Origin of the sequence: Neobacillus pocheonensis, from assembly GCF_050477905.1 — a bacterium.
In the GTDB taxonomy this organism is placed as follows: domain Bacteria; phylum Bacillota; class Bacilli; order Bacillales; family Cytobacillaceae; genus Neobacillus; species Neobacillus pocheonensis_A.
The window spans coordinates 14,921-33,477 of sequence record NZ_JBCNAD010000066.1 but is presented as its reverse complement, the minus strand read 5'-3'; the positions used below and the strand labels follow the sequence as shown (position 1 = coordinate 33,477).

Here is an 18,557-nt window from a genome sequence, read left to right as displayed (position 1 = left end):
CACCGTAAATAAGCATAAATTATTATGGAGGGGTGGGTCATAAATATGAATGAATACGAACTAGGAATATATGAAGAAGTAGAAGAATGGAAAAGGAAAATAACAAGACGTTCAGGAATGATGAATCGTTTATCCAAAAAAGCACAAGGGAAAATAAATGAGTTTATTCCAGAGAAGGTCCATGAGGTCATGACTGAGAGTATAAAAGCCATGGTTAAAGCTACTTTATTCGGTTCCCAGGTCACGACCAATAAGGACCAGGCACGGGGTCTGTCTTTAGCCGAACGTGATGAATTGGCTCGAAAAAAAATATCAACATATCAGAAAACCGCCATAATAGAAGGAGCGGGAACGGGGGCGGGAGGAATATTATTAGGGCTTGCTGACTTTCCCTTACTCCTTACCATTAAAATGAAATTTCTGTTTGAAACAGCGTCTGTTTATGGATTTAATACAAAGGATTATGAGGAAAGATTATTTATTCTCCATGTTTTCCAGCTTGCTTTTTCAAGTGATGAAATCCGCAAGAAAACCTTATATGAAATTGAAAATTGGGAGACCCGAAAGCAGGCCCTTGTGGAAATGGATTGGCGTAAATTTCAGCAGGAATATCGCGATTATATTGATCTCGCCAAAATGTTTCAGCTTGTGCCAGGGATTGGTGCTTTTGTTGGGGCCTATGCCAACAACAATCTTTTGAAGCATCTTGGTGAAACTGCGATGAATGCCTACCGACTACGAATATTGCAAAAAGCCCCTGAACTATAGAAAGTGTTCAGGGGTTCTTTTCATTTATTTATTTCCGTGTATATTCACTGCTGCAGTTCCCAACGTTTTTGCGGCAATAAGCATAGCATTTTCATCAATATCAAATTTAGGATGGTGATGCGGGTATCCGGCATCATCGCTGACCGGTTTCGCTCCTGTGTAAAAGAATGTTCCCGGTACCTCCTGTAAATAATACGCAAAATCCTCACCGCCCATTTGCGGCTCTGTTTCTTCAATAGTCATTACCTCAGGAACTTTTTCTGCGCATCCAATTAAAAATTCAGTCTCATTTGCGTGATTTACAACCGCAGGATAGCCTCTAACGTAATTATATTCATAACCGCAGTCTGACATATAACATGTACCATGAATAATTCGGTCCATTTCGTCTTCAATAAACTGGCGGATATCTTCATTAAAGGTACGGACGGTGCCAATTAGCTTTGCTTTATCAGCAATAACATTAAAAGCATTTTGCGCCGTAAAGGAGGCGACAGTCACAACAGCTGATTCTACTGGATTGACCTTGCGGCTGACGATTTGCTGTAAGTTTAACACAAGCTGTGAAGCAGTAACTATGGCATCTTTCGTTTTATGGGGCTGTGCTCCATGCCCGCCTTTTCCTTGGATTTCAATTTCAAACCGATCTGCCGCTGCCATGATTGGGCCTGTTCGATACTGGATCTTTCCAGTTGGTTCTCCCGCCCATAAATGGGTTCCGAAAATCACATCGACACCCTCTAAGCAGCCATCTTCAATCATCGATTTCGCTCCACCCGGGGCATATTCTTCCGCATGCTGGTGGATGAAGACATAGTTTCCTTCAAGTTCGTCTTTTAGCTCATTTAATGCTTTTGCAAGGACGAGTAGAGTGGCAGTATGGCCATCATGTCCACAAGCATGCATCACACCAGGCACTAATGATTTATATGGAACATTCTTTTCATCTTGAATGGGAAGAGCATCGAAGTCCGCACGTAAAGCCACAGTTTTTCCGGGCTTTTTCCCATATATTCTGGCAACCACTCCATTTCCGCCAACATTTCCAGTTACTTCAATATTAAGCTTTTCATAGAAGGCTTGAATGTATTTAGCGGTTTCGTATTCCTGAAAAGATAGTTCAGGATGCTGGTGCATATACCTTCGTATTGAGACCATTTCTTCATAGTATCCTTCTAATTTAGCAAACAGTTTATTTAACATATGTACTCCCTCCATCGGCTGATTTATTGGTGTATTTTCAAACTATTTTAACATTTTTATCTTGAATTGTAGATTTTTAAATTCAATTTCATTATACTTTTAAAAGTAATTTACATAGGGCGAAAGGATTTAGAGGTATGGACTTTAAACAAAAATGGAATTATTCTTTTATATTTATCATTATTGCTGTGTTAATCTCGTTATACACCTCGATTAAAGTTGGTTTACATAGTCTTTTTTGGATGGATGACGTGGTGGCAGGCTGGGCTGCTCATGTACCTGATTCAGCCATTCCCTTCTTTATTCAAGTAACGGAAATGGGGGATAAAAAAGGGATTGGAGCTGTCGCCTTACTTACGTTAGCTTGGTTATTACTAAAAAAAAGAAACTATTTGGGGGCTGCCGTTTTAGCCTTATCTGTTGCAATAGGAAATGAAGCAAGTAAGATTCTAAAGGATCTTTTTGACCGTCCTAGACCGGACCTTGAGCATCTTGTGAATGTTAAAAGTTACAGCTATCCAAGCGGCCATGCCATGGTGGGGATGATCGTTTATTTTTTAATTGCTTATCTTTTAATAGAAGAAACGAAATCAAAAGCGATAAAATTGATTATTGGGATTGTAGCTGCTATTTTATTATTATTAATAGGAGCAACCAGAATCATTTTGCATGTCCACTATCCATCCGATGTTTTGGGCGGCTTTGCGTTAGGTTATATTTGGGTGTTTTGTTGGATATTAATCTATCATTATTTTAAAAAGCGGGTAAAATAGGAAGAGGCCGACAAATGTCTGCCTCTCTTCCTATTTTTATATTAAAAACATCGCTGCTATCGTTGTCACAACGAGTCCAATAACTACTGGGACAAGGTTTCGTCGTGCTAAGTCGAATGGATCAACTTTACAAATAGCTGCTGCTGGGATTAACGCCCAAGGTACGAGCACCCCGCCGCCTACCCAAATCGCTGCAATCTGCCCAAGTGCGGTCAATGTCGCAATGCCTTTACCGATGGCTGTTCCAAATAGGGCTGCAACTGAACCTGCCAGGGAAATTCCAGAGAACCCTGAACCGTCCAATCCGGTGATGGCCCCGACTGTTGTCAATGTAACCGCTCCTACCTCTTTGCTTAATGGAACGATGTTGGCAAGGGCAACACCTAAGTCATTCACAATTCCTTGTGAAGCCTTCGGTAAGAAATCGCCGATGATTTTTCCAAAACCGGCATCACCTAAATAGAAGAAAGCAGCAATTGGAATGACAGGGCCAAACACTTTAAACCCAAATGTAAAACCTTCGATTAAATACTGTGTGGTTTTTTCAAGCCCTTTGTTCTTGTGGCTTGTTAACGTAATTAACAATAGAATAAGAATGGAGGTTCCGCCAATTAATGCAGTTGCATCGCCGCCTGTTAAATCTAGCATTGTCATTGCGGCAACATCAGCTGCAAACAACAACGGGACTAAGATGGCGAAGAATCGTTTTTGGGCAACAGAGAGAAGTGACGGCTGATTGGTGTCTTCTGTCTTCGTATCAGCAATAACAGAATCTGTTATTTTCAACACGCCACGCTTCATATCCCTTCTTAAAAAGAAGTAAGCACTTACGGTTGTTACAATCCCCATAATGAAAACTAAGGGTACACTGGCATTAATGACATCTTGGATTGGAATCCCGGCTGCATCAGATGTCAGCTTTGGAGCGGCTTGAATAACAAAATCCCCTGATAAAGCAATACCATGACCAAATAAGTTCATTGCCATGGCGGTGCCCAGTGCTGGCAACCCCGCTTCATACGCCACTGGCAGAAGGACAGCCCCAATGAGTGCTACTGCAGGTGAAGGCCAAAAGAACCAAGAAATGACCATCATTAAAATACCAATGGTCCAAAAAGCAAGTGTTGGATTTCTAATTAACTTTCTAAAGGGTGAAATCATGACGGCATTAATACCTGTTGAGGTTAAGGTATTGCTCATCGCAACAATGATCGAAATAACAAGAATAGTAGATAATAATTCTGTAATTGCATAGCTAAAACTATTGAAAATACTACTTATTGAGTGACTTAAACTGCCTGTGGCAGTCATAGCGATTAAGAAAATCCCGACAATACAAACAATGGTTGTGTCCCTTCTCATTACCATGAATCCGATAATTAGCGCAATAAAGACAACATATATCCAGTGAAGAGCAGTAAGCTCGACAATCATTTGAATACCTCCTTTCTAATATCCATGGGCAGGTGCCCTGATGGATGTAATACAGAATATGAAAAATGCCCTAAGTGGTGAGGGGAGTCAAAAAATATTTCTTGTAAATTTAAACAATTTTTCAAACATAAAAAACGACTTTTTTTTGACAGATATTATCATTATCTATACATAAATAGGATTAATAGCTATAGTGAAGACAGTCTATAAATAAGAAAGTTTTTAAATTTAAGCACTATATATTAAAATGGAAAACAGACATGTCTTTGAAAGGTGGACTTTATTAATGACAAGGCAGATTAATGAAACATTTTTAAAAGCTGCACGAGGAGAGAAAACCGACTACGTTCCAGTATGGTATATGCGGCAAGCAGGGCGTTCACAGCCTGAATATAGAGAAATAAAAGAGAAGTATTCTTTATTCGAGATTACACATCAACCAGAGCTATGTGCATATGTTACACGATTGCCTGTTGAGCAATATAACGTTGATGCAGCGATTTTATACAAAGATATCATGACCCCGCTTCCGGCAATTGGAATGAATGTAGAAATTAAGGGGGGGATTGGGCCAGTCATTGATAATCCAATCCGTTCGTTAGCTGATGTTGAAAAACTGGGTGAAATTACTCCCGAGGAAGACGTACCCTATGTTTTGGATACAATTAAGTTATTGACTCAGGAACAATTATCGGTTCCATTAATTGGTTTTTCGGGAGCACCATTTACACTTGCCAGCTATATGATTGAAGGCGGCCCATCGAAAAACTATAACAAAACAAAAGCTTTCATGTACACTGAGCCAAAAGCTTGGTTTGTGTTGATGGATAAACTCGGCGATATGATCATTACATATGTAAAGGCGCAAATAAGTGCTGGGGCAAGAGCGATTCAGATTTTCGATTCATGGGTTGGGGCATTAAATGTGGAGGATTACCGTTACTTCATTAAACCGGTCATGAAAAGAATTTTCTCGGCATTAAAAGAAGAAAACGTCCCATTAATTATGTTCGGAGTGGGTGCGAGTCATTTAGCCTTAGAATGGAATGACCTTCCACTTGATGTTGTTGGTCTAGATTGGCGTCTGCCAATTCACCAGGCAAGAGAAATGGGTATCCATAAAACCGTTCAAGGAAATCTTGACCCTGCAATCCTATTAGCACCTTGGGAAGTAATTGAGGAAAGAGCAAAAGCTATTTTAGACCAAGGAATGGCTCATGATGGATATATCTTTAATTTAGGCCATGGTGTTTTCCCATCAGTTAATCCGGAAACATTGAAAAAATTAACATCCTTTATCCATGAGTATTCTGCATCAAAATTAAGTCGATAACCACTTCTTTGCCAAGAGTTAAAATTGGTAAGAAGTCCAATTTTTTGGCACAATAAAGTGAAACTTCTAACAGTGAAGAGACTTAAAAATGAGGTGCGAACATGGCAAAAAAGAAAATGGGTTTGCTCGTAATGGCATACGGTACCCCATATAAACTAGACGATTTAGAAAGATATTATACCCATATACGACATGGCAGAAAGCCAACAACTGAAATGATTGAAGAACTTCGCAATCGATATGAAGCAATTGGCGGCATTTCTCCTTTAGCGAAAATTACGCTTGAACAGGCGGAAAAGCTTGAAGGGCATCTAAATAAAATTCAAGATGAAATAGAATTTAAAATGTATCTTGGCTTAAAGCATATTGATCCATTTATTGAAGATGCCGTCAAGAAAATGCATGAAGATGGCATTGAAGAGGCGGTAAGCATCGTGCTTGCCCCACACTTCTCAACCTTTAGTGTAAAGTCCTATAATGGACGGGCCATTGAGGAAGCAGCAAAATTGGGTAATCTAAAAATTAAAACGATTGAAAGCTGGTACCAAGAGCCGAAGTTTATTGGTTACTGGGCCGATAAAGTAAAACAGGTATTTGATACCATGCCAGAGGCTGAAAAGGACCAAGCCGTGCTGATTGTTTCGGCACACAGTCTTCCAGAGAAAATTTTGCAATTTGGCGACCCGTATCCTAATCAGCTCCAAGAAACAGCTGATTTAATTGCTGAACGTGCAGGCGTTAAAAATTATGTGATTGGCTGGCAAAGTGCCGGAAATACTCCGGAACCATGGTTAGGACCAGATGTCCAAGATTTAACAAGAGAATTATTTCATGACCATAACTATAAAGCATTTGTGTATACTCCTGTTGGATTTGTGTGTGATCACTTAGAAGTGCTTTACGATAATGATTTCGAATGCAAAGCGGTTACCGACGATTTAGGCGTGAGCTATTACCGCCCTGAAATGCCCAATTCCAAAGAAGAGTTTATTGATGCCTTATCAAGCGTCATCCTTAAAGAATTGGCTCGGTAAAATTTTAAAAGGAAAAATTTAGAAGAAGGTGACGTCGGTGACGGAAGAAAAACAAAAGGTTGTCATAATCGGTGGAGGTATTTCGGGGCTTACGTCTGCATTTTATCTTCAAAAAGCTGCTAAGGAGCTTCAACTTCCTATCGAAATTCAACTTGTAGAGGCATCCCACCGTCTCGGCGGCAAGATGCAAACCGTTGTCAGGGATGGATTTACAATCGAAAGAGGACCAGATTCCTTTTTAGCAAGGAAGACTAGTATGGTAAGGCTGGCAAAGGAGGTTGGAATGGATGATCAATTAGTTCACAATTCCACAGGAAAATCCTATGTACTTGTGAACGAAAAGCTTCATTCCATGCCAGGAGGTTCCATAATGGGAATCCCGACCGAAATTGGACCTTTTATCACAACCGGTCTATTTTCGATTCCCGGCAAACTGCGAGCTGCGGCAGATTTTATTTTACCAAGGTCCGAAAGCGGGAAAGACCAATCATTAGGAGAATTTTTTAGAAGAAGACTTGGTGATGAGGTGGTTGAGAATTTAATTGAGCCTTTATTATCCGGGATTTATGCGGGAGATATCGATCAATTAAGCTTAATGTCGACCTTTCCACAATTCTATGAAGTAGAGCAAAAATACCGAAGCTTAATTCTTGGTATGAAGAAAGCTACTCCAGCTCAACCAAAACAAACTGTAACGAAAGAAAAAGCAAAAGGGGCCTTCTTAACCTTTAAAAGTGGCTTACAATCGTTTGCTGAAGCTATAGAAGCTAAGTTAGACCCATCTTCAATTTTAAAAGGGCATCGTGTTGATAAAATCACGAAAACTGACATTAACTATGAAATCTATCTAAATAATGGGGAAACGATTTTCGCGGACAGTATTATTGCTGCGACCCCTCATCATGTAACGCAAATGATGTTTTCGCGGTATAGCTTTTTTGATCCATTCAAATCTGTTCCTTCAACATCGGTAGCAACGGTTGCTTTGGCCTTCCCGAAAGAAGCTATTAAACATGATATCGATGGTACAGGATTTGTGGTTTCGAGAAATAGTGACTATTCCATCACTGCCTGTACTTGGACCCATAAAAAATGGGCTCATTCGTCTCCAGAAGGAAAGGTACTGCTCCGCTGTTATGTTGGCAGAGCCGGTGATGAAACCATTGTTGACCTTTCTGATGACCAAATAATTAAGATTGTCCTAGATGATTTAAATAAAACGATGGAAATAACGATGAAGCCAGACTTCGCAATTGTTTCTCGCTGGAAGAATTCAATGCCGCAATACACTGTCGGTCATAAAAAGCGCCTAGAAACCATTCTCGCTCATGTTAAAACGGAATTACCAGGTGTATTTTTGGCAGGTGCATCATATGGCGGTGTTGGGGTGCCAGATTGTATCGACCAAGGAGAAGCAGCAGTACAGGCTGTCTTGGATTATTTAAACCTTAATGTCAAATCAAAGGAAGCTGTTCATTGAGGACAGCTTTCTTTTTTAGCATAATGAGTTTAATGAGAAGGAGAAGGTCGAATTGAAACTAACAATAATTGGTTATTGGGGCGGCTATCCGAAGAAAAATGGGGCAAGTTCAGGATATCTGCTTGAACACGATGGTTTTCAATTATTAATCGATTGTGGGAGCGGGGTCCTTGCAAAATTGCAAAATGTCTTAGAGCCTGAAAATCTTGATGCGGTCATCATTTCTCACTACCATCCCGACCATACAGCAGATATTGGAGTTCTGCAGCACGCCAGATTAATTCAAGGCTTCTTAGGCAAAGATTTTCCACCTCTTCCGATTTACGGACATCATTATGATCAATATGAATTTACCAAGCTGACATATAAAAATATAACAACAGGAATCGCTTATGATCCGGCAGAAAGTCTTGTAATTGGACCATTCCAAATCACCTTTTTAAAAACAGATCATCCCGTTCCGTGTTACGCCATGAGAATTGAGGCAGGCGGGAAAGTGATTATCTATACAGCAGACAGTGCCTTTAAAGAAGAATTTATTGAATTTGGCCAGGGTGCAGATGTATTGTTGTGTGAATGTAACTTCTATGGGAATCAGAGTGGGAAGGCAGCCGGTCATATGAATAGCCTTGAAGCGGGCAGGTTTGCAAACCATGCGGGTGTTAAACAATTAATTCTTACTCACTTGCCGCATTACGGAAATTTATCTGATTTATTGAGTGAAGCATCGAGCGAATTTACTGGTATAATTAAGCTTGCCGAAGAATTTCAAATTATTTCACTATAAGGGGGCCCTAGTTTTTATGTTATTTATTGATAATAAAGGTATCACTGATCCGCGTATTAATCTAGCGATCGAAGAATATGCGCTGAAAAATCTTGATATCAATGAAACGTACTTGTTATTTTACATAAATGAGCCATCCATCATTATTGGGAAGAATCAAAATACCATTGAAGAAATTAATACCGAATATGTGGAGAGTCGCGGTATTCATGTTGTTCGCCGTTTATCTGGCGGCGGTGCTGTGTACCATGATCTTGGAAACTTGAATTTTAGTTTTATAACGAAGGATGATGGGGAGAGCTTTCATAATTTCCGTAAATTTACCGAACCCGTCATTAAAGCTTTGCAAAAATTAGGTGTAAATGCGGAACTTAGCGGCAGGAATGATATTGAGGTCGAAGGCAGGAAGATATCCGGAAATGCCCAATTTTCAACCAAGGGTAGAATGTTTAGTCATGGAACACTATTATTTGATTCAGAAATGGATCATGTTGTATCTGCTCTAAAGGTGAAAAAAGATAAGATTGAATCAAAGGGAATTAAATCTGTCCGCAGCCGTGTCGCTAATATTTCGGAGTTTTTAACTGAAAAAATTAGTATTGAGGAATTTCGTACGTTGATTCTTAAATATATTTTTGAAGGTGCAGGAGAAATTCCCGAATATGAACTTACGGATGAAGATTGGGGAAAAATTCATCAACTTTCCAAGGAGCGTTACCAGAATTGGGATTGGAACTATGGGAAATCTCCAAAATTCAATCTGCAGCATTCACACCGCTTCCCGGTTGGTTCGATTGATGTTCGCTTAGAAGTCAATAAAGGACTGATTGAGAATTGCAAAATCTATGGCGACTTTTTTGGTGTTGGTGATGTTAGTGAGATTGAAAACAAGCTAAAAAATGTTAAATATGAAAAAAGTGAAATCGATAAGGCTCTCATTGATATCGATACTTCGTACTATTTTGGCAAAATTTCAAAGGAAGAATTTATAAATTTGATTTATTAATAAAAACGCGATGTTTTTTAACATCGCGTTTTTATATTTTTTGAGTATTATACTTGAATACGCAAAATTCTTTAAATATAATATATTTAGAAAATTTTTACGATTAAATGAATGAGAGCTCATTCAATAAAGGGGGAGAATAATGAATTTATCATCACAGCTACATCTTTCAGCGAAGGCCAATGCCAACAAACTAGCATATTACTTTATGGGGCAGTCTAGCACGTACGCCGAATTGGATGGTGAGATTACGAAGTTTGCGTCAGGTCTGGAGAAATTAGGGGTAAAACAAGGGGATCATATTGCATTATTATTGGGCAACTCTCCACAATTCGTTATTACCTTATATGGGGCACTAAGACTAGGGGCAACTGTCATTCCTGTCAACCCAATTTATACGGCGGATGAAATTGGATATATTCTTTATAATGGGGATGTTAAAGCCGTGATCGCTCTTGATTTAGCAATACCATTAGCTGAAAAGATGCATACCTATCTACCTAAAATTGAGCATTACGTTTTTTGCGAAACAAAGCCCAACAGTATGAATCAGTCTGAATGGGGAAACTTCACTTTGTTCTCAAAAATGAAATCGTTTACAGATGTAGTGGCATCAGGCGATTTAAGCTTTCAAGGCCCTGAGCTTAAAGACGATGATACGGCCATTATTCTTTACACCTCAGGAACCACTGGGAAACCCAAAGGTGCAATGCTTACTCATAAGAATTTATATAGTAATGCAAAGGATGTTGGGGAGTACTTAAGGATGAACAATGATGACAGAGTCATCGCGACTTTGCCGATGTTCCATGTGTTTTGCTTAACTGTTGCACTAAATGCGCCATTAATGAGCGGGGCAACAATATTGATAGTTCCAAGATTCAGTCCAAAGGAAATTTTCGAGCTTACTAAAGAGTATAAAGCTACGATATTTGCCGGTGTTCCAACGATGTTTAATTTCTTATATCAATACCCAGAAGGGAATCCGGAAGACTTAAAATCATTACGTTTGTGTAACTCTGGGGGGGCATCTCTTCCAGTAGCCTTATTAAAGAATTTTGAACAGAAGTTTAATGTGCGTATTTCTGAAGGATATGGTTTATCTGAGGCCTCACCGGTGACCTGTTTTAACCCGCTTGATCGTCCACGTAAGCCAGGTTCGATTGGAACGTCCATCCTTAACGTGGAAAATAAAGTGGTTAACGAGCTTGGTGAAGAAGTATCAGTTGGTGAGACTGGTGAGTTAATCGTTCGTGGGCCAAATGTGATGAAGGGCTATTATAAAATGCCTGAGGAATCAGCGGCCACCATTCGAGATGGATGGCTTTATACCGGTGATATGGCCAGAATGGATGAGGAAGGATATTTTTATATTGTCGATCGGAAAAAGGATTTAATTATCGTGGGTGGTTATAATGTTTATCCACGTGAGGTGGAAGAAGTAATTTACAATCATAATGATGTGGTAGAAGTGGCAGTTATTGGCGTTCCAGATCCAAATCGTGGTGAGACAGTAAAAGCCTTTGTTGTCAGTAAGAATTCAGAACTTACAGCAGAACAATTACTGGAATACTGTAATGACCATCTAGCTAAATATAAAGTACCTTCATCAATAGAATTTTTAGAAGAACTTCCAAAGAATACAACTGGAAAAATTCTAAGACGAGCCCTTAAAACTCAATTAACGGAAATGGCGGCTAAATAATATATTTTTTTAATAAGAAGGCAGGCTTTTAGCTTGCCTTTTTCGAATTGTTAAAGAGGATGAAGAAGGGGTGGAAATAATGGAGCAAATATTAGTAGGGGTAGAGAACCACGTTGCTGTTGTTACGATTAATCGGGCAGAATCACTAAATGCTTTTAATTATGAAACATTGCTTGAACTGCAAACCAAAGTCGAAGAAATTCGTGTACATCCAGAAATTCGGGCTGTTATTTTTATTGGTGCTGGGGAAAAGTCATTTAGCGTGGGGGCTGATTTAAGGGAGCGAAAAAACCTTACCGATGAACAGGTGAAGCGAAATCTCTACAAAATAAATGAAGTGTTTAATGCCATCGATCAACTGCCTCAGCCGACTATTGCTGCGATTAACGGTTTTGCTTTTGGCGGCGGAATGGAGCTTGCTTTAGCCTGTGATTTCCGTTTTGCAGCTAAGGAAGCGTTAATGGGTCTAACCGAGACGAGTCTTGCGATTATCCCAGGTGCGGGTGGAACACAGCGTCTTCCACGGTTAATCGGCCAAGCAAAGGCGCTGGAGCTTATTTTAACTGCTCGACGATTAACTGCGGATGAGGCTTATACATATGGAATGTTAACAAAGGTTGTCGACCGCAAGGACTTGTTGCTTGAGTGTATCACTCTCTGTTCAGGGATGCTTGCTAATGGGCCTGTTGCCTTACAGCAAGCAAAATTTGCGATAAAAAATGGCATGAATACCGATTTAAGTACGGGCCTTCAAATTGAACGGAAGGCATATGAAGTGACACTTCCTACAGAAGATCGGCTAGAAGCACTGCAGGCATTTGCTGAAAAAAGAAAACCTGTATATAAAGGCAAATAAACATGGCTTCTGCCGTGTTTTTTTATTTATTAATTTCTAAAAATTTGCTAAAATTTATTTTTGAATGATTGGACAAGGGGGGAATAAAGTTGGAGGATTTAGCATTGGGAAAAGAATCATCAGAATTTAAAAAAGGGCTGCAGGCTGGAATTAGCATCGGAATTGGCTATTTTCCGATTGCTCTGACTTTTGGTCTCCTTGCAAAAACATCGGGGCTATCGATTTATGAGACAGTTTTAATGAGCCTGATTGTGTTTGCCGGTGCATCGCAATATATATCATTAAGCTTAATCGCCTACGGAACAGGGATTTTTGAGATTATCTTAACAACTTTCATCGTAAATATTCGTCATTTTCTTATGAGTACATCCTTAAATGGAAAATGTGAAGATGACCATATAATTAACAAGCTTATCTATTCTTTCGGTATAACAGATGAAACCTTTTCTGTTGTTGCTACAAAAGAGGGAACTGTTTCAACAGGATACCTGTTTGGGGTTATTTCGGTATCCTATTCCAGCTGGGTGGTTTTTTCAGGTGTGGGTCATTTGATTGGAGCAAACCTGCCGCAAACCTTACAAGAAAGTATGGCTGTCGCTTTATATGCGATGTTTATTGGACTGTTAGTTCCATCGATGAAAAATAACGTTAAAGTTATTTTCCTCGCGGCACTTGGAGCCATTTTTAATTCCATCTTTACTATTGGCCATATCATGGCACAAGGGTGGGCCATTGTGACAGCAACCCTATTGTCCGCCGTTATTATTGAAACAGCAGAAGTAATCAAAACTAAATTTAGAGGTGCTGGACATGAGGAGTGATATCATTTGGATGATTATTGGAATGGGCTTGGTCACCTATATTCCCCGCATGCTGCCTTTTGTTCTCTTTAAAGGGAAAGAACTTCCGTCGTTTTTTCAAGGGGTATTAAAAAACGTCCCGTACGCAACACTTGGTGCATTAATTTTTCCTGCGATTATTTTCATTCAAAAAGATGATATTTGGTATGGAGTACTTGGAGCTGCAGCCGCGTTCGTCGCTGCATTTTTAGGTGCTAATGTTATTGTTGTCGTTCTTGGCTCTATAGTAGTTCTTGCCCTATATTCTTATCTTTTGTAAGTCAGTTATTAGCTGGCTTTTTTTAATGCCCAGTTCTAAATCAACGTTTTTTTACTAAACTATGTATAGAGAGGTTGTACACAAAGGAGGACAAACACATGGTCAGAAAAATGGGGTTCTATGCGGTTTTGGCCTATGTCTTATATGGGTTGTTTTTTTATTGGTATTTATTCCATTTTGCCGAGCCGAAACTGCCATTTGAATATCAAGGAACTAAAGCCGATCCAGCTACTTTTTTAAATGGCAGGGAGCTTATGCTGAGCGAAGAGTATTCGAAAATAAGAAATTTATTATTTTTCTTGTCAACACCGTTTGAATGGTTATTTTATTTTCTGATATTATTATTCGGCTTTTCTAGAGCCTTCAAGCGATGGGCAGAAAGCTCGGCAAAGTACAAAATACTGCAAACGGCAATTTATCTAATATGGTTATCTTTTTTTGCCTTTGTTGCGACTTTACCATTGAACTATATTAGTTATGCTTTATCCAAAACCTATCATATTTCTACGCAAACTTTTCCATCTTGGATGAAGGATGAGTTAATTGATTTTTGGCTTAATTACGGGACATGGTTAATAATTGTGCCAGTGCTATACTGGTTGATGAAAAAAAGCAAAAAACGCTGGTGGCTTTATGGTTGGCTTTTATCTATCCCGTTTACATTATTTATGATGTTTCTGCAACCAGTGGTCATTGACCCACTTTACAATGATTTTTATCCGTTAAAAAATAAAGAATTGGAAACGAAAATATTGGACCTTGCTAATAAGGCCCAGATCCCAGCACAACATGTTTTTGAAGTGAATATGGCGGATAAAACCAACTCTTTAAATGCTTATGTCACTGGGATTGGTTCTAATGCCCGGATTGTCCTTTGGGATACTACCCTAAATAAACTTACGGATGACCAAATATTATTTATCATGGCTCATGAAATGTGTCATTATGTTGAAAAGCATATTTACTGGGGGATTGCCGGTTACCTTTTACTATCACTACTGGGATTGTATTTGACTAATAGGTTAATGCACTTTGTTGTAAGGCGCTGGGGAAAGGAATTGAAAATTTCAGATGTTCGAGATTTAAGGTCACTACCATTATTCTTTTTGATCATTTCGGTGCTGTTGTTTGCTGCAAGCCCACTAACTAATCTTGCTTCGCGTTATGAGGAAACAAGGGCGGACAAATACGCGATTGAAATGACTAAAAATCCAGAAGCAGCTATTACCTCTTTTCAGGAATTGACCCGCTCTGGTTTAAGTCAAGTGAAGCCGCCGTTTTTGGTGAAAATTTTTAGGTATACCCATCCTTCAATGCTTGACCGGATTTCAATGCTTGAAGAATATGAAATAAAGTTTCAACAGAAGTAGCGTATATTTAGGCTGATGACAAATATCTTCGTCACTCAGCCTATTTGTTTTAAATTAGGCGTTTAAATAGATATTTTTACTAGACAAGCACTAACCTTCTTTCATCTAATATATAAACTGAATGAAGGGATGTGCTATTTTGAATAATCAACCAGACATTGTGGTCATTATTTGGAGAAGAAATTCAGATGACCGAAATGCTCCTCGCAGAATTGTACAAGCAGCAGTTATCGGCAGTGCAAATCCATGTGCTGATCGTTTAGAACAAAATGATCGTTTCTCTCGTGCGCAAAGATGCCTTTTAAGAAATGGCTTTACGAGAGAATTCCAAGAAAGATTTGGAGATTTTGGTATTTCCATATTTGTACGGACTTCTTAATTGTTAAAAAATCAAAAAAGTGCCAGCTTCTCATAATAAATGATAGGCTGGCACTTTTTTTACTTAATAATTAGGTTCCAAATCGTTTATTAATTTCTTTAAGCTGACCGGATAAATGGATAAACGATTTTTTGTCGCGATGATCAATGGCCAAGTCGATTTTCCGTAATAATTTTTCCTTTTCAACTGTGAGCTGGATTTCTGATAAGAGCATATCGATGTATAGATCCTGGACGAAATTTTCCTTCCGATTCCGTTTCATGGCACCAAGTTTCATTAATTCCGTGTATGATTTTTCACTCATGAAAATCACCTCTGATGCTTTTTTTTATTATATGGTGATTTCTGAATAATATCATAAAATTATTTTAATTTTCAGAAAAATTTTCACTTGACACGTGAATTGTGAATATTTAATAACAATTCGGAAAAGTTGAGGAATAAAGAAAATAACAGTGGTAAGATATGTTGGAATTAGGAGTATAAAAAGGAGTTGAATGGATTGAAAGAACATCAGATTGAAGATTATGAAATAAATGCAAGTACGATGTTTCTAAGGCCAGTGATTTATGGAAGTAAAGTTTATTCCCAAGTTTTTGAAGTCGAAGACCATTTTCTTGCTCCGTTTAAACCATTGGATATAATAAAAAATAGTTGTGATTATTTTGGAGTCGATTATGAAAGCAGAAAAAGAGGAACACGGCAATTAACTGGTTATAATCGAAAAAATCCAATTGTCATTGAGCCAACCAATCACATTTTCTTTTTCCCTACTACCTCACCGAGCAGCCCTGAATGTATTTGGATCTCACAAGAGCATTTTAAGAAACACCGTCGATCAGGGGCAAACCAATCGCTGATTACTTTTCATAATAACCAATCATATCTTTTTCCAGTATCCTACTCTACAATAGAAACGCAAATGTTAAGAACCGCCTTCTTAAAAACAACTCTTTTACAAAGAATTGAAATTAAGGGAAGAAAGTTATTTTACTTAACCCAAGGTCCCAAGAATTTAAAAGCCTCAGAAAGTCCTTACGAATATGCTGGTGAATGTTTAAAGGATGAGGAGTAAGACTGCCAATGTTAACTTCTAATGGGACAGGTGCCTCTTTAATAAATAGAATTCCATTAATTCTTGAACCTTATTGCGAATCCTTGGATTAAAGTAATTATGGTTTTCTTCATATCCCTTATAAATAAACATAAACATTGTAAAGGCATCGTCCCGATTAGTCTCAATGACCTGAAGTTTATTCTTTTTCATATATTGTTTCACCTCTGCGAGTTCCCTCTGGATATCCTTCATTGTCTCTTCAATTAATTCTAAATAAGGCTTTTTCAATTTAAATGGGCTTTTTTCCACGACAGCTAAGTCTCGGTTTAAGATGATTAAAACCATTGGTAAATAGATGGCTTTTTCCATGATGTCGCGGTCACTCTCTGGAATCCTAGTCATTTGTAACCACACCTTTCAATCTTTAACGAACAAATGTTCTTATTTAATTTTACATAAAAGAAATACTAAAAGCAATACTGCATTCTTTTTTGAAAAACTCGCTTATAAGCGAGCTTTTTTATTGCAAATTTTTAAGTTTTCATGAGAAAGTTTTTATTAATAGAAGGATATCTGATAGGGGAAAATGAATTAAAGAAGAAACTTTGAAAAAGAAAATACAGTCAATGAAAGTGATGAAGAGAAAATACATGGACGAGATAGGTGATAACAGTGAGGTCAGATAAACATTAAAAAAAGAAATATGAAAACATCAGACATGATTTTTATGGGAAAAGATTTCTTTTCCGATAAAAGAGGAAATATTGAAACGCTTCGGATTCCTGTCGAAAATAGCTTTACTGAACCGCGGATAGAAGGAGAAGGAGCGGTTTTAGATAATGATACCGAAAAAAAATAAAGAAGCTCTTCACCAATTTATTACAAAATAATCCCTTGGACATGGTCTAAAATAAAGGAATGATGATAGAAGGAGAAGGCGGATGGATTTTGAAACGATTAGAGCATGGTTTACCCTTGAAAATATGATGAATCTCATCCAGGAATATCGAGCACTAGGCCCTTTACCTGGCATATTACTTATAGTACTTGAAGCCTTTTTGCCATTTCTCCCTTTATTTTTGTTTGTAATGGCCAATGCCAGTGCCTTTGGACTTTGGTTCGGTTTTTTATTTTCTTGGCTTGGGGCTTGCATTGGAGCGCTCTTGGTATTTTTACTAATACGAAGATATGGACAAAGAAAGCTTTTAGCCTTTTTGCCTAATCACCCAAAGGTGCGGAAATTGATGGACTGGGTAGATAGGCACGGTTTTGGTCCTCTCTTCGTATTACTTTGTTTCCCTTTTACACCTTCTGCGGTCGTAAACATTGTCGCCGGACTTTCGAAAATCAGTTTTGCCCAATACATGCTGGCAGTGTGCATAGGAAAACTGGTGATGATTTTTACACTTAGCTTTGTCGGTTATGACATTCATTCTTTGGTTACACAGCCGTATCGAACGGCTATTGTATTAATAGTTATTTTCATCCTATGGTATGTTGGTAAAAGAATCGAAGTAAGATTGAATAAACCATTAGAAAATGCCCATACTGGAGAAATAGATAGAATGAAAGAACAGGAGAAACGGAGGAGGAGTGTCGGTGAAGATTGAATGGAAACAAGAAGGAATGGAATGGGTGAAGGCATTTGCCATTGGAATCATCATTTTTGCTTTTATTCGAACATTTTTCTTTTCGAATTATGTAGTAGAAGGAGAATCAATGATGCCAACCCTTCAGGATGGCAATAAGCTGGTCGTGAATAAACTTGGGTATCAGGTTGGGGAATTACATCGATTTGATGTTATTGTTTTTCACTTCAATGAGAAAGAAGATTTCGTGAAACGAATTATCGGATTGCCAGGAGATAAAATTGAATATCGTAATGATACGCTTTACGTTAACGGTCATAAGTTTGAAGAGCCATTTTTAAATATTTATAAACAAAAGTCACCAGGTGTTAAAATAACTGGGGATTTCAGTTTGAAAGAAATTACCGGTGCGGAAACCGTACCCAATGGGAAATTATTTGTCCTTGGTGATAATCGACTAGGCAGCTGGGACGGTCGTCATTTTGGTTTTATTTCTGCAAACCAAGTTGTCGGCAAAGTAGACTTACGCTATTGGCCATTAAACGAAATGGACGTGCATTTTTAAAAATAAGTAGGACACGATTTTAATCGTGTTTTTTTTTTGCCATTTTTGGAGTAAATCTGTCTTTTGTCATCCAAACGTTTGTACTCATTTTGTGGTAGA

General features: G+C 38.4%; 20 protein-coding genes. 16 read left to right on the top strand and 4 right to left on the bottom strand.

From position 1 onward, the window contains the following. Nucleotides 1-45: 45 nt before the first annotated feature. A complete protein-coding gene (locus ABES02_RS27260; protein WP_430140922.1) occupies nt 46-768 on the top strand; it encodes an EcsC family protein in 723 nt (240 codons plus the stop codon). A 24-nt stretch (nt 769-792) separates the two neighbouring features. Here ABES02_RS27260 and ABES02_RS27255 read toward each other — a convergent pair whose 3' ends face one another. Beyond that, nucleotides 793-1,971, bottom strand: coding sequence for a M20 family metallopeptidase (locus tag ABES02_RS27255; RefSeq protein WP_430140921.1), 1,179 nt, complete (start codon nt 1,969-1,971; stop codon nt 793-795). A 137-nt stretch (nt 1,972-2,108) separates the two neighbouring features. Here ABES02_RS27255 and ABES02_RS27250 point away from each other — a divergent pair, with 137 nt between their 5' ends. Beyond that, nucleotides 2,109-2,744 (top strand): phosphatase PAP2 family protein, encoded by a 636-nt coding sequence (locus ABES02_RS27250; protein WP_430140920.1) that lies wholly within the window; start codon nt 2,109-2,111, stop codon nt 2,742-2,744. Between the two features lie 36 nt (nt 2,745-2,780). On the opposite strand, the gene ABES02_RS27245 is transcribed toward ABES02_RS27250, so the two are convergent. Continuing rightward, a complete protein-coding gene (locus tag ABES02_RS27245) occupies nt 2,781-4,178 on the bottom strand; it encodes a hypothetical protein (RefSeq protein WP_430140919.1) in 1,398 nt (465 codons plus the stop codon). A 286-nt stretch (nt 4,179-4,464) separates the two neighbouring features. Here ABES02_RS27245 and hemE point away from each other — a divergent pair, with 286 nt between their 5' ends. The 11 genes from hemE to ABES02_RS27190 all read left to right on the top strand — a co-directional run bounded on the left by hemE (nt 4,465) and on the right by ABES02_RS27190 (nt 15,247). Then, nucleotides 4,465-5,511 (top strand): uroporphyrinogen decarboxylase, encoded by a 1,047-nt coding sequence (gene hemE / locus ABES02_RS27240; RefSeq protein WP_430140918.1) that lies wholly within the window; start codon nt 4,465-4,467, stop codon nt 5,509-5,511. Between the two features lie 101 nt (nt 5,512-5,612). Then, complete coding sequence (gene hemH / locus ABES02_RS27235) at nt 5,613-6,545, top strand: ferrochelatase (RefSeq protein WP_430140917.1); 933 nt, start codon at nt 5,613-5,615, stop codon at nt 6,543-6,545. Between the two features lie 37 nt (nt 6,546-6,582). Then, nucleotides 6,583-8,025: a protoporphyrinogen oxidase gene (gene hemY / locus ABES02_RS27230; protein WP_430140916.1), complete on the top strand. Its 1,443-nt coding sequence runs from the start codon at nt 6,583-6,585 to the stop codon at nt 8,023-8,025. 52 nt (nt 8,026-8,077) lie between these two features. Beyond that, complete coding sequence (locus ABES02_RS27225; RefSeq protein ID WP_430140915.1) at nt 8,078-8,812, top strand: MBL fold metallo-hydrolase; 735 nt, start codon at nt 8,078-8,080, stop codon at nt 8,810-8,812. A 16-nt stretch (nt 8,813-8,828) separates the two neighbouring features. Beyond that, entirely contained in the window at nt 8,829-9,818 is a 990-nt protein-coding gene (locus ABES02_RS27220; protein WP_430140914.1) for a lipoate--protein ligase, read from the top strand. Nucleotides 9,819-9,960: 142 nt separating this feature from the next. Next, nucleotides 9,961-11,523 (top strand): fatty acid--CoA ligase family protein, encoded by a 1,563-nt coding sequence (locus ABES02_RS27215; RefSeq protein ID WP_430140913.1) that lies wholly within the window; start codon nt 9,961-9,963, stop codon nt 11,521-11,523. A 79-nt stretch (nt 11,524-11,602) separates the two neighbouring features. After that, nucleotides 11,603-12,379, top strand: coding sequence for an enoyl-CoA hydratase-related protein (locus ABES02_RS27210; RefSeq protein WP_430140912.1), 777 nt, complete (start codon nt 11,603-11,605; stop codon nt 12,377-12,379). A gap of 89 nt (nt 12,380-12,468) precedes the next feature. Next, entirely contained in the window at nt 12,469-13,200 is a 732-nt protein-coding gene (locus ABES02_RS27205) for an AzlC family ABC transporter permease (protein WP_430140911.1), read from the top strand. Further along, nucleotides 13,190-13,498: an AzlD domain-containing protein gene (locus ABES02_RS27200; RefSeq protein ID WP_430140909.1), complete on the top strand. Its 309-nt coding sequence runs from the start codon at nt 13,190-13,192 to the stop codon at nt 13,496-13,498. The genes ABES02_RS27205 and ABES02_RS27200 overlap by 11 nt, the downstream gene beginning before the upstream one ends. Before the next feature lie 98 nt (nt 13,499-13,596). Continuing rightward, nucleotides 13,597-14,868 (top strand): M48 family metallopeptidase, encoded by a 1,272-nt coding sequence (locus ABES02_RS27195; RefSeq protein ID WP_430140907.1) that lies wholly within the window; start codon nt 13,597-13,599, stop codon nt 14,866-14,868. A gap of 139 nt (nt 14,869-15,007) precedes the next feature. Next, a complete protein-coding gene (locus ABES02_RS27190) occupies nt 15,008-15,247 on the top strand; it encodes a hypothetical protein (RefSeq protein WP_430140905.1) in 240 nt (79 codons plus the stop codon). A 70-nt stretch (nt 15,248-15,317) separates the two neighbouring features. Here ABES02_RS27190 and ABES02_RS27185 read toward each other — a convergent pair whose 3' ends face one another. Continuing rightward, nucleotides 15,318-15,551 (bottom strand): IDEAL domain-containing protein, encoded by a 234-nt coding sequence (locus tag ABES02_RS27185; RefSeq protein WP_430140904.1) that lies wholly within the window; start codon nt 15,549-15,551, stop codon nt 15,318-15,320. 198 nt (nt 15,552-15,749) lie between these two features. Here ABES02_RS27185 and ABES02_RS27180 point away from each other — a divergent pair, with 198 nt between their 5' ends. Beyond that, the gene (locus tag ABES02_RS27180; protein ID WP_430140903.1) at nt 15,750-16,322 is read left to right on the top strand and encodes a competence protein ComK; all 573 of its coding nucleotides are present in this window, start codon (nt 15,750-15,752) and stop codon (nt 16,320-16,322) included. Between the two features lie 18 nt (nt 16,323-16,340). On the opposite strand, the gene ABES02_RS27175 is transcribed toward ABES02_RS27180, so the two are convergent. Then, nucleotides 16,341-16,706, bottom strand: a complete 366-nt coding sequence (locus ABES02_RS27175) for a hypothetical protein (protein WP_430140902.1) — start codon at nt 16,704-16,706, stop codon at nt 16,341-16,343. Between the two features lie 539 nt (nt 16,707-17,245). On the opposite strand from ABES02_RS27175, the gene ABES02_RS27170 reads away from it, so the two are divergent. Both ABES02_RS27170 and lepB read left to right on the top strand, forming a co-directional pair. Beyond that, a complete protein-coding gene (locus tag ABES02_RS27170; protein ID WP_430140901.1) occupies nt 17,246-17,914 on the top strand; it encodes a TVP38/TMEM64 family protein in 669 nt (222 codons plus the stop codon). Next, nucleotides 17,904-18,458, top strand: coding sequence for a signal peptidase I (gene lepB / locus ABES02_RS27165; RefSeq protein WP_430140900.1), 555 nt, complete (start codon nt 17,904-17,906; stop codon nt 18,456-18,458). Before ABES02_RS27170 ends, lepB begins: the two co-directional genes overlap by 11 nt. Nucleotides 18,459-18,557: the final 99 nt, after the last annotated feature.